Annotated in this window: 10 protein-coding genes and 1 other annotated feature; of the genes, 2 read left to right on the plus strand and 8 right to left on the minus strand. The window is 69.2% G+C overall.

Features of this window, described 5'->3' with window-relative positions; genetic code table 11:
- Positions 1–98: 98 nt before the first annotated feature.
- Both JGR78_RS17805 and JGR78_RS17810 read right to left on the minus strand, forming a co-directional pair.
- The gene (locus JGR78_RS17805; RefSeq protein ID WP_182793166.1) at positions 99–1,145 is read right to left on the minus strand and encodes a phosphoribosyltransferase family protein; all 1,047 of its coding nucleotides are present in this window, start codon (positions 1,143–1,145) and stop codon (positions 99–101) included.
- Positions 1,146–1,391: 246 nt separating this feature from the next.
- Positions 1,392–1,574, minus strand: a complete 183-nt coding sequence (locus JGR78_RS17810) for a hypothetical protein (protein ID WP_182793165.1) — start codon at positions 1,572–1,574, stop codon at positions 1,392–1,394.
- Positions 1,575–1,816: 242 nt separating this feature from the next.
- Between JGR78_RS17810 and JGR78_RS17815 the strand changes: the two genes are divergently transcribed.
- Positions 1,817–3,682 (plus strand): nucleoside hydrolase-like domain-containing protein, encoded by a 1,866-nt coding sequence (locus JGR78_RS17815; protein ID WP_182805448.1) that lies wholly within the window; start codon positions 1,817–1,819, stop codon positions 3,680–3,682.
- A gap of 380 nt (positions 3,683–4,062) precedes the next feature.
- On the opposite strand, the gene rfbC is transcribed toward JGR78_RS17815, so the two are convergent.
- From rfbC to JGR78_RS17845, 6 genes are all read right to left on the minus strand, one after another.
- On the minus strand, positions 4,063–4,611 hold the full coding sequence (gene rfbC, locus JGR78_RS17820; protein WP_182793163.1) for a dTDP-4-dehydrorhamnose 3,5-epimerase: 549 nt from the start codon (positions 4,609–4,611) through the stop codon (positions 4,063–4,065).
- A gap of 10 nt (positions 4,612–4,621) precedes the next feature.
- Entirely contained in the window at positions 4,622–5,959 is a 1,338-nt protein-coding gene (locus JGR78_RS17825) for an NAD(P)H-dependent oxidoreductase (RefSeq protein ID WP_182805446.1), read from the minus strand.
- Between the two features lie 4 nt (positions 5,960–5,963).
- Positions 5,964–6,737, minus strand: a complete 774-nt coding sequence (rfbF, locus tag JGR78_RS17830; protein WP_182793161.1) for a glucose-1-phosphate cytidylyltransferase — start codon at positions 6,735–6,737, stop codon at positions 5,964–5,966.
- Positions 6,734–7,798 (minus strand): NAD(P)-dependent oxidoreductase, encoded by a 1,065-nt coding sequence (locus tag JGR78_RS17835; protein ID WP_182793187.1) that lies wholly within the window; start codon positions 7,796–7,798, stop codon positions 6,734–6,736. The genes rfbF and JGR78_RS17835 overlap by 4 nt, the downstream gene beginning before the upstream one ends.
- Positions 7,799–7,861: 63 nt before the next feature.
- Complete coding sequence (locus tag JGR78_RS17840; protein WP_182793160.1) at positions 7,862–8,830, minus strand: glycosyltransferase family 2 protein; 969 nt, start codon at positions 8,828–8,830, stop codon at positions 7,862–7,864.
- Positions 8,831–9,008: 178 nt separating this feature from the next.
- The gene (locus JGR78_RS17845) at positions 9,009–10,184 is read right to left on the minus strand and encodes an acyltransferase (protein ID WP_182805444.1); all 1,176 of its coding nucleotides are present in this window, start codon (positions 10,182–10,184) and stop codon (positions 9,009–9,011) included.
- A gap of 117 nt (positions 10,185–10,301) precedes the next feature.
- Positions 10,302–10,357: a sequence feature (sul1 is cis-regulatory element that is thought to sense ions involved in sulfur or methionine metabolism; They are found in Alphaproteobacteria), on the minus strand.
- Between the two features lie 455 nt (positions 10,358–10,812).
- On the opposite strand from JGR78_RS17845, the gene JGR78_RS17850 reads away from it, so the two are divergent.
- Entirely contained in the window at positions 10,813–11,793 is a 981-nt protein-coding gene (locus JGR78_RS17850; RefSeq protein WP_182793158.1) for a glycosyltransferase family 2 protein, read from the plus strand.
- Positions 11,794–12,020: the final 227 nt, after the last annotated feature.

Raw genomic sequence — 12,020 nt, forward strand, 5'->3', positions numbered from 1 at the left:
CGACCGCCCCCGGAAAGGTCGTCAACTCCTGCGGATGTGAACGGGGGCAGGGGCAGGAACACCCCTCGCGCCTGCATGATACGGAAAGCGGGCCGGGCTCAGCTTCTGGTCTGGCTCTTGGGCTGGGGGCGGACCAGGTTCTTCAGGGCAAGATAGGCCGCGTCCCCCATGAGGCCGCGGGCCACGCCCTTGAGCCGGCGGCCGGTCCCGTGCGCCCGCTGCTTCAGCCGGGTCGGCATGTTGCGCATCTGCTGGCGCATGGCGACCGGCGACAGGCTGTCGGGCATGCAGATCTGGTGGGTTTCGACACACAGGACCGGCTTTCCCGACAGCCGGGCGATGGTCCGGGCCTGCCGGTGCTCACTTTCGATGAACAGGGTCGCGTTCGAGTTCCGGTAGAACTCGGCCTTGAAGGTGCCATGCGCACCCAGACGCTGCCGCTCGGCCTTGGAGGGCAGGTCCAGCATGACGAGCTGCCCGTATTCGATCCCCTGGGCCTTCAGCCAGGCCTCGGTCTCGGGGCGGTATTTCTCAAGCCGGCTGGTAACCAGCCAGCCCAGCCGGCGCGAGGTCGCGTGCAGGGGCAGCGCCTCGGTCAGGAAGCGGCGATAGGCCTCGCCGTCGTCGTTCTGATCCTCGGTCGGGTCAAGGCACAGCACCCCGTCGATATCGACGCAGCTTTCCTCCAGCACGACATGGTGCATGAAGTTCCACTGGAAGATGCGGGGGCTTTTCACCCGCTCGAAGATGAAATCGGCCTCGGGGTAGCTTGCGTCGCTGCCGTAGACGGCGGCGAAGATGATCTCGGCCCCGGTCTTTTCCGCAATGCCCGCCGCCTCGACCCGCAGGCGCGCATCGCGCATTGCGTTGCCGCTGAAGATGCTGTCGTCGAGGATCAGGATGCGGCGCATGTCGGCAAGGCCGCGGTCCAGCCCCTTGTGGCGCTTGGTGGTGCCGGAGGTGTGAAGCCGTCCGTCGAGAAAGCTGTCGAGGTCGGCCAGCGGGATGTTCGTCACCAGGCTGAACAGGTTGGCGGCCAGAAGGCCACTGCGGGGGATGCCGACAACAAGGTCGATGTCCCGCGGCAACCCGTGCAGGTTGCGCAGGATCGCATCGTTCAGATCCGCCAGAGAGCGATAGTTCATGCCTTTTACCCGATCCTTCAGGTCAGCGCCGGGCCGTGGCGCGACCATGATGCCGACGATTTGCTTGCGGGATGTAAATGGCGGCAGACAGGTTGGCCACCAGCCCGTCCCGGGAAGAACTGTCTTTTCAAGTCATAAAGTCTTGATCTGTGGACGCTGCGTGTCACGGACCCCTGCCTGCGGTCAACTCCTGACCCGGCGTCCGGGTCCGGGCGCCCTTCCCGCTCGGCGATATGCCGCCCATCCTCATCCGCAGCTTGTCCGGGATTCCGCCGATCTTTGCAAGTCCATGATAAAAATAAACATTTGTGAAGTGAACTCGTGGGAACAGCCGCGTAGACCGGGCTTGCCAATGATGAAAGCCACAATGCGCCCGATGCCTGACCTTTCCGCCGAACCCTTCGGCACCGCGCTGCCCGCCAGGGTCATGCGTGGCGCCTGCAGGCCGCGGCTTCCCGGTCCGGCGAAGGGCACGGCCCGCATCCTGGCGCATCCCGCTTTGTTCAGCAGACGGGAATCGCCTTAAGGTTGTATTAACCCTGGTTTACTAAACCTCTTGTCGGCTGTGATCGACAGCGCGGCCGCCACGCCGGATCGCCGGACCGGGCGATGCCAAAGGCCGCGCGCCGTCTGCCGGCTTCGACAAGGGACAGCAAGGAGACAGATCGACCATGCCGCTGCCGAGAGTTTTCATTTCCACTGACCTCAGGCTTTCGTCCGAGGAAAAGGACGATGCCCAGTCGCTCATCCATGCCCTGCTCTACCAGGACAAGATGGACATCGTCGGCATCGCCGGGACCGCCTCCATCCACGGCCACCAGGACGGCCTGGTGCAGGACATCGACCGGATCATCGACGTCTATGGCCGCGACCATGCCAAGCTGGAAGCGCGCAGTTCCGCCTTCAAAACCGCCGACGAACTCAAGGCCGTAAGCTGGCAGGGCGCGACGAGCATCACCGGCGACAGGGGCCATTCCTCGCCCACAGATTCCTCGCGCGCGATCATCGCCGAGGCGAAGAAAGCCGCCGGTGCCGGCGAGAAGCTGAACGTCCTGACCTGGGGCGGCGAGACCGATCTGGCCCAGGCGCTGCATGACGATCCCTCGATCGCAAAGCATGTCCGGTTCTTCAACATCAACGCGCAGGACCCGAACGCCTACAACTACATCAAGAACAACTTCCGCGGCGAGCTGGACATGTGGGTGGACAACCTGACGTCCTTCCGGGGCATGTACCAGACCCCGTCCAGCTCAAGCATCATCAAGGGCTGGCATGACGAGAACGCCAAAGGCCACGGCGCCCTGGGCGATTTCTTCGCCGAGCTGTCGGGGGACATCTTCAACCAGGCCGGCGTCAAGATGGGCGACAGCCCCACCGTGCTGCGCTTTCTCAGCGGCGACCAGAACGATCCCACGAAGGAAAGCTGGGGCGGCGAGTTCATCAAGGTGTCGGACCGCTACTACACCGACAACCCCCACCCGGATCTCGACCTCGGCCGGCCCAACACGAACGGCGCCATGACGATCTACGAGGATCGCGAGGCCTGGCTGGGCGACTTCGCCCGGCGCCTCGACTGGCTCAAGGACGATGCCCCGGGGCGCGAGCCGGAACGGCCCACGGAACCGGCACGGCCGACCGAGCCGGCACGGCCGGCTGAACCGGAACCGCCGCAGCCCGCGCCGGCGCCTTCCGCCCCTTCCGGCAGCAACCTTCTTGTGAACGGCTCGTTCGAGACGGCCGAGGTGGGGTCGGACCAGTATGGCGCGTTCCAGTCGCTGCAGGGCTGGACGGCGCTGTCGGGCGGCCGCATCGAGGTCTGGAACAACCACAACGGCGTCCGGGCCACGGAGGGGACGGATTTCGTCGAGCTTGACTTCGAGGGCGCGCGCGACGGCTTCTTCCAGGATGTCGAGGCCGCTGCGGGCCAGTCCCACAGCCTCAGCTTCGACCTGCAGGCGCGGCCCGGGAAAGCCGCCTCGACCCAGGATGTCGAGGTGGTCTGGAACGACAAGGTTGTGGCGGTCGCCAAGCCGGGAACCGACTGGGGCAGCTTCACCGCCACCGTCACCGGCCAGTCGGGGACCGACCGGCTGACCATCCGCGAGGTTGCCTCGCAGGCTGGCGATGGCCATGGCGCGCTTCTGGACAACTTCCGGCTGGTCGCCAACGGCGCGGCGAACCGCCCGCCCCAGGAACAGGACAACCAGCGGGGCGAAGACAGCGTCACGGTCAAGGTCAACGGCGACGCCTTCAAGGGCGATCCGGCCTTCGCGCTCAGCGTGAACGGCAAGGCGGTTTCCGCCTCGACGGTGGTCACGGCCGACCGGGCGGCGGGCGAATGGGACAGCTTCGTCTTCCGCGGCGACTTCGGCCTCGACGGCTCGGACCGGGTGGCGATCACCTTCCTCAACGACCATTACGAAGGCTCGGCCGCGCGCGACCGCAACCTTTACGTGGACGAGGTGGTGCTGAACGGCGAGTCGAACGGCAAGGACCACAATTTCTACTGGAACGACACCGCCCACTGGGACTTCTGACAAAGGCCTGGCCCGTCCGCCTGCCGGGCGGGCCGGGGATGCCCGCGCAGCTTTCCCGTGGCGGCCGCCATCCCGGCCCTGAAAGGGACGGGGCGCCTCATGCCCGCAGCAGGGCAACCCGGACCAGACCGGCCGCCGTCCCCGCAGGGGGCTGGCGGCCGGTTCGATTCAGGCGTGGTTCAGGACAGCCGGCAAACGGGGACAGGCCACAGGAAGCGAAGGGCATCGAGCGGCACCCCCGTCCGCGTTCTGGCTGGAAAGCGGTCGGGCGCCCTGCGGTGCCCTGCAAGCTTCCGCAGGGTGCCCGACCGCGCCGCCGAGCCCTGCGCCGCGCCTCGGCGGGCAGGCAAGCGGGCGGCCCTGCCGGGGCGCCTTGCGGCTTAGATCGACAGCGGCGCGGCGGGGTCCAGAAGCGGCCAGGCGGCGTCCTTGGGCGAGATCACCGTGGCGGCCATAGGCCAGGCGATCCCCAGCAGGGGGTCGTCATGGCGCAGGCCACCCTCGGCCGCCGGGGCATAGGCAGCGGAAACGAGGTAGGACACCTCGACGTCATCCGTCAGCGTCTGGAAGCCATGGGCGAAGCCGGGCGGCACGTAAAGCTGGTGGCGGTTTTCGGCGGAAAGCTCGAAGCCCTGGTGGCGCAGGTAGCTGGGCGAATCCGCCCGCAGGTCCACGATCACGTCGAGGATCGCGCCGCGCAGGCAGCGGATCAGCTTGGCCTCGGTATGGGGGGCGCGCTGGAAATGCATCCCCCGGACCGTGCCCTTGCGGGCGGAGGCCGACATGTTCTGCTGGACATAGACCGAGGCCATGCCGGCCTCGGCGAATTCATCCTGCGAGAAGGTGCGGGCAAAGGCGCCGCGGTCGTCGCCCAGAAGCCGCAGCTCAATCAGGCGGGCGTCCTTCAGTTCGGTGTCGTGGAAGATCATGGGGAAACCCTCAGGCGGCGGAAGACAGGCCGGCAAAGCGCTGGCGCTGCTCGGCGTAAAGGCGGTCGACGAGCCGCCCCGGCGGCAGGGTCACGTCGTCGAAGGTCAGCGCCCGGTCCTTCGAGACGGGCCGCCGCAGCGTGGCGCCCAAGGCAAGGCCGAGGGGCAGCAGGTTCTCGCGGTCGATGACCTCCTGGCTCTCGGCCACGCCGTAAGCCTCGAAGCCGCCGAACTCGGCGATGCGGGCGCCGGGGGCAAGGTCGGTCTTGGCAACCGCGATCACGCCCACCACCGGCCCGGCCTGCGGCGCCAGCACCGCGTCCCCGAAGAGCGCGGCCCGGGCGACCGAGTTCGGCACCTCGAAATGGCACAGGTGATAGGGGGTCGAGAAGCAGTAGTAAGGCCCGGTCCCGAGCTTGTAGAGGTTCAGGAAATGCCGCTGGCGCGGATCATCATGGGTGCCCAGCACGAAGACGCCCGGCCCCGGCCGCGCGCCCACGACGTAATCGACAAGGCCCGCCGTGCCGCTGCCCGCAAGCCCGTCCAGCGTTTCGGCAAAGGCCGACACCGTGTCCTCCAGCGGCACCAGCGGCGCGGTCGGATCGCCGCCCGAGAAGTCGGGACCCAGCATCCCGCGCCGCGCCACCCGGAAGCCGGTGCCGTTGGCGACCACCGCCTGCTCATAGGAAATCTTGGTGCCATCGGCGAAGGAGGCCACCATGGCGGGCTTCTGGCCCCATTTCTCGGCGAAGCCCCGCTGCGTCTCGGGGTTGCGGTAAAGGTCGTGCAGCCCCTTGATGTTGCCGCACAGCACCGGGGTCACGCCGAGGCCCTTCACGAAGCGGTAAAGGTTCATCTGCACGCCCGGCTGGTCGCCGTCCGAGAAGCTGTAGATCAGCCCCGCGGCCTCGGCCCGCGCCTTGAGGATCGGGCCGATGGTGCCGTCAAGCTCGGCATTCATCTGGACGACGTGCTTGCCCGCCTCGATGGCGGCCAGCACCACGCCCGCGGCATAGTCGACCGAGCCGGTGACCTCGACCACCACGTCGACGCCGTCCGACTGGACCAGCGAGATCGCGTCCTCGGTGGCGACCGGCCGCCCGGCGGCAATGGCGGCCCCGATGGCGGCCGGGCCGTCGCAGATGGCGGGCTCGACCCCGAGATCCTCAAGCGCGCGGCGGGCGGGGTCCAGATGGCGGTTGGCGACGCCCGCCACCCGCATCCCCGGCACGGCGGTCACGATCTGGCGGACGATGGCCGCGCCCTGGAAGCCCGCGCCCACCACGGCCACGCGGATCGGTCTGCCCTCGGCTTCCCGGCGGGCCAGCGCGCTGTCGACAAGGATCATGCTTTCAGCTCCAGACCTTCCAGGGCGCGCCGCGGCGCCACTGTTCTTCCAGGATGTGGCGGTCGCGCAAGGAATCCATGCTCTGCCAGTAGCCCTCGTGGACGAAGCTCGCGAGCTTGCCGCGCTCGATCAGCCGATGCATCGGCTCTTCCTCCAGCACGGTGGCGTCGTCGTCGATCAGGTCCAGCATCTCGGGCTCGCAGACAAAGAAGCCGCCGTTGATCAGCCCGCCGTCATGCTTGCCCTTTTCGCGGAAGCCCTCGACCTGGGTGTTGTCCTCGCTCAGCCGCAGGGCGCCGTAGCGGCCCGGCTGGACCACCGCCGTCATCGTGCACCAGGCGCCCGAGGCGCGATGCGCGGCGATCAGCTCGGGCAGGTCCACGTTGCTGAGACCGTCGCCATAGGTCAGGCAGAAGGTGCCATCGCCCAGCAGGTGCCGCGCCCGGCGCACCCGCCCGCCAGTCATGGACTCTCCGCCGGTGTCCAGCACGGTCACCCGCCAGTCCTCGGCCACCTCGCGCGCCCATTCGATGCTCCCGGTCCGAAGGTCGATGGTGAAATCGCATTCATTGGCACGGTAATTCAGGAAATAGTCGCGGATGAACTCGACCTTGTAGCCGCCCAGCACCACGAAGTCGCGCAACCCGTAATGGGCGTAGAACTTCATGATGTGCCACATGATCGGGCGGCCGCCGATCTCGACCATGGGCTTAGGCCGGACCGAGGTTTCCTCGCTGAGACGGGTGCCGAAGCCGCCGGCGAGCAGGGCGACCTTCATGCCGCGGCCCTCCGCAGCCCGTCGGTCCAGACCAGCCGGTCGGTCAGCCGCCCCGCCGCCATGTGGTCCTGCAGCACCCGCAGCCGGATCATGGGCGAGTTGCGGAAGTCGGGATCGGCAAAGCCCATGCCGCGCAGCCCCTCGACCAGACCGGCGATCGACTGGTCCAGCGTGACCTGCGGCTGGTGGCGGGGGGCGAGCGAAGCGTAAAGGCCGAAGTCCACCTGATAGGACCGGCTGTCGGCCGGAGCCTCGGTGTTGATCGAGACCTGCGTGCCGGGCAGGGAGCGGGCCACGGCCTGCGCCAGATCGCGGACCTGGTAGTTGGCGGAGTCAGTCCCCGCGTTGACCACCAGATGCGGGCCGCCCGCATCCTCGGGGCGCTGCGCGGCCCAGGCGATGGCACGGGCCATGTCGGCGGTGTCGATCAAGGGCCGCCAGGGCGAGCCGTCGCTGAGGACCGTGATGACGCCGGTGGACAGCGCGCAGGCCACGAAGTCGTTCAGCACAAGGTCCAGCCGCAGCCGCGGGGACATCCCGCAGGCGGTGGCAAACCGCAGGCAGGTCGTGACCATGGGGCCGTCGAGGGCCGCCAAGGCCTCCTCGGTCCCGACCTTCGAGCGGGCATAGGCGGTGACCGGGTTCAGCGCGTCCTGCTCGCGCCGGGGGCGGGCGTCGGCCACGCCGTAGACGCTGCAGCTTGAGGCAAAGACGAAATGGCCGACCCCGGCCGCGGCCGCGGCACGCGCCAGGGCCACCGAGGCCTCCTGGTTGATGTCGCGGGTCACGGCGGCGAAGCGGTCGCCCATGGGGTCGTTCGAGACGGCGGCAAGGTGGATCACCACGTCGATGCCCTGCAGCAGGGCCGGGTCGAGGCTGCGCACGTCGCCGAAGCTCTGCCGGTCGATCCGCCATTCGGGCAGGATTTCGGCGCCGGTCAGGCAATGCGCGAAAAAGGCGCTGTCATAGCCATGGATCCAGGCGTCGGGGTATTCCTCCCGAAGCTGGCGCAGGACGGCCGGGCCGACATAGCCCAGGTTGCCCGTCACGAGTATCCGCAAGCCCATTCCATCTCCTTGGCTGCTTGTCATCTCCGGCGGAAGGCTCGGGGGCCGGACCCCCCGTCAGGCCCCGTGCGGCGGGGCCGCCGCCGGTTCCGCCAGAACCCGCGTGTCCGGCGCTTCGGCGCGCGGCAGCGGCTGGACATCCGGGTTGAAGGTGAAGCCCCTGACGATGCCCTCGGCTACCATCAGCGCCTTGCGGGGCTCGCCCCGCAGCAGCAGGCCCAGGGCAAGCCGGCACTTGAGGCGGGCATAGTTGAGCGCCTTCCTGCGCCCCGCATAGCGGCGTTCCACATAGATCGAGTTGCGGACATGGAAGCGGTGCCAGCCGATCCGGGTGGCGTTCTGTTCGGTGCGGATGTCGGGCGTGCCGGGCACCGCGCGGACATGCTCGACCCGGCTGCGGCTGACCAGATAGCCGGGGGTGTCGCGGGTGACGCGGCGGGTGTATTCGGTGTCCTCGCCCCAGATGAACATGGCCGCGATCGGCAGGCCGTGGCGTTCCAGCGTTTCGCGCCGGAACAGGGCCGATACGAAGGTCGACCGGGTCACCGGCATCAGCCCGTGCTCCAGCAGGTGCGGCCAGTTCTCGTAGGCCAGCGCATTCGTCCGCCGGTCCACCTCGGGGACATTGGTCAGGACCCCGTTCGGGTCATGGGCACAGGAGACCACGAAGGGCGCGGCGATGCCCTGCCCGTCCAGCAGGTCCAAGGCGCGCAGCAGCTCGGACAGAGCGTCGGGCGCGGGGATCACGTCGTCGTCCATGACCCAGACGAAATCCGCCCCCGAGACATGGCCGAGCCGCATGGCCTCGTGAAAGCCGCCGGCCGCGCCGACATTCTCGGGCAGCCTGCGGACCGCCAGCCTGTCGGAGGCGAAGCCCCCCAGAACCTCGGCGGTGTCGTCGGTGCTGGCATTGTCGACCACGATGATCCGGTCGACCGGCCGGGACTGCGCCAGAAGCGCCTGGAGGCACTGCTGCACGAGGTCGCGCCGATTGTAGGTCAGAACCACCGCCGTCACGCTCAGCATGCCAAATCCCGCAAACATCCGGCCACAACATCCAGCCTGAACGGCCGCCGCCGGCACCATGCCACCGGGGAGAAAGCCGCTCAAGCCCATCTTTGTTGTCCGTTCACCGTCCGGGCCTTCGCGTCAAGCCCTTCGCGGGAAATTCCGCCGCCTGTGCGCCTTGCAGCACCCGGTTCGCTCAGGAGGTCCGGCGGAGCGCCGCGCCTTGCCTGCGCCCGACGATCCAGCGCCGGATGGCGGCATCGACCGGGGCGGCCGCCCAGGCGATGGCGATGATGGCCCCCAGATAGACCACGGCGCCGGCGCGTTCCCCGAAACCCGCCCGTTCCGCCAGGGCCAGCAGCCCCCCCCTCAGCGGCTCGTGCAGGACGTAAAGCGGGAACGAGATCGCCCCCAGGGTCAGGAAGAAGGGGCGCGCCGCCGGCGAGGGCGAGGCCCGGGTGCCGGCGGCCACCAGGAGGGGCGCGATCACGGCCACGAAGGCCAGGTCGTAAAGCCCGGTCCAGGGGGCGGGCACCGTGGGCAGGCACAGCGCGAACAGGATCGCCAAGAGCGGCCAGGGGCCCAAGGCCCCGAGGGCAGGAGGGATATGCGCCCGCCCCCGGCAGAGCAGCACCCCCAGCGGGAAGGAAAAGCACAGCCGCGCCAGGCCGGCATCAAGGCTGGTCCAGCGGACGCCGCCGTCGATGGTGCCGGCGGTCACCGCATTGAAGCACAGCACCGCCCCGGCACCGCCGACCATGGCGATCAGGACGCGCGTCGACAGCCAGCGGTGCGCCAGACCGAAGGCCAGGCTGGCCAGCACCTCCAGAAACAGCGACCAGGCCGGGGGGTTCAGCGGGAACAGGTGCGGCGGCTCCTGCATGGAGGGCCAGGGGATGAACAGGGCCCCCAGCACCAGCGCCAGAACCACCGCGTCGGGCGGCAGGCGGTAGTCGCCGGCCAGCGCCCCCGGCAGCACCAGCAGCGCCGCGATCCCCAGCCCGGCCCAGTGCAGCGGGGTCAGCCGGACCATCCTGAGCCAAAGGAACCGCCCCACGGGCAGGCCGTCCCTGAGCTTGCCGTCATACGCGTGGGCCACGACGAAGCCGCTGAGGACGAAGAAGAAATCCACCGCCAGATAGGCGCTGCGCGCCAGCCCCGGCCACAAAAGGAAACTGCTGGTGTGCAGCAGCAGCACGGCGAGCGCGGCCACCCCGCGCAGCGCGTCCAGCGTCTCGTAGTAGCGCGCGGCAGGGCGCGGGGGCGGGACATCGCGGAGCGGCTCCGGTGCCACAAGGCTGTGCGCCCCGGCCTTTGCGCCCTTGCTGTCGAAGTTGATCGTCATGTCGCCACCTTGAAGATCAAGGTTCACGCCGGGTCATGCTGCAGGCGCCGAGGCTTCCGGTTCCAGAGCCATCCAGTGAAATCACGGGAGGTCCGTCAGCCTGCTGACCGATTGTTCGAGCTTGCGGCGGAACTGATCGTTGCAAGTTGTCCGGCGGATCGGCGGCCGGAAGAGCCACCCGGAATTTCACCGGGTCCTGACGGATGAATCATGGTTAACGCGCACCCGGCCAGGTAGCAACCCCGGCACTCCGCCCCGGTCTGCCCGGCGCGGTCCCCTGTCCCACCCGAAGGCGGCATCGGCATCGGCCGCGGCGACAGTGCCGGGAAGACGCCGGGCGGGCGGTGAAACCGGTGGTTCGGCATGGGGTTGCGCGAATGGCGGCCGGTATGCGCAGCCCAGCCGGTCCGTCGGCAAACAAGGATCACACGGATGCCGCCGCGTTGCCCGCTTCCTTCCGTGGTAATCTTCCCGTGAACGGCAGGCTCAAGCCGGCTGCGGCGGTTCGGGCCGAGCTTCTGGGGGCAACCGGGGCGAGGGCAGCAGGCAGCGCCGTGGCCGGTGCCCCATCCGGCGCCGGGCACCGCCCCGGATCACCCGGACCCGGCCGCCGGCAGGCTGGACTTTCGTCCCGACGCTTGCCACGGAAAGACCCATGAGCGCCGACATCCCTGCCTCCGTTTCCGTTGTCATCACCGCCCGCGACGCCGCCGCGACCATCGCCGACGCGGTGCGCACGGCCCTGGACGAGCCGGAAACCGCCGAGGTGATCGTGGTCGACGACGCCTCGCGCGACGCCACAGCCGAGGTCGCCCGCGCGGCCGCCCAGGGGGACGGGCGGCTGCGGGTGATCCGCTGCGAGGTGAACATCGGCCCCGCCGCCGCCCGCAACCGGGCGCTGGCGGTGGCAACGGGCGAGTTCGTGGCGGTGCTGGACGCCGACGACTTCATCCTGCCCGGCCGCTTCGCCCGGCTGCTGGCGGTGCCGGGCTGGGACATGGTGGCCGACAACATCCTGTTCGTGGCCGAAAGCGCATCCCCCGCCGACCTGCCGCCGCTGCCCGCCATCGCGCCGGCGCTGATCGACATCGACCTTGCGGGCTTCGTGCGCGCCAACCGTTCGGGCCGCGGCGCGAACCGGCATGAATGGGGCTTCCTCAAGCCGATCATGCGACGCGATTTCCTCCAGGCGCAGGGGCTGCGCTACGACGAGACGCTGCGGCTCGGCGAGGACTACGACCTTTACGTGCGGATGCTTCAGAAGGGCGCACGCTTCCGCGTCAGCACCGAGACCGGCTATGCCGCCCGCTGGCGGGCACAGTCGCTGAGCTCGCGCCACCGCACGGCCGATCTGGCGGCCCTGCTGACGGCCGTCCGCGCGCATCTGGCGGCACCCGGCCTCGACAGGGCAGCGCGCGAGGCGCTGCGGGCGCACCTGGCCGAACAGCGCCGGCGGTTCCTGCTGCGCGACTTCCTCGACCGCCGCGCCAAGGCGGGCCGGGCAGGGGCGGTGCTGTCCGCCCTGCGCCGCCCCGCCACTCTGGTCCCGATCGCGCGCGGCATCCTCGCGGACAAGCTGGCGGCCCGGCGTCCCGCCACCCCGGCGCGGATCGGGCGGCTGCTGATCGAGGGCTGAACCTTCCTCCAGGCCGGAAGGCCATGGACAGGCGCTGCCGGAAGCCCCGCAGGGAACCGTGGCATGCCCCCCGATCAGGCTGCCCGTCGGCGAAGGGCGGGACCATGCAAGAGGCGCCTTCACGCATCTCCGCCAGCCCTGCTTCCCGTCCCGGCACCGCCGGCCCCACTTCCAATTCCCCAGCCATCTTCGTGCTTGACGCGACTTATCCACAGGGGGCCCTGTGT

The organism is Paracoccus sp. MC1862 (genome assembly GCF_016617715.1).
Taxonomy (GTDB): domain Bacteria; phylum Pseudomonadota; class Alphaproteobacteria; order Rhodobacterales; family Rhodobacteraceae; genus Paracoccus.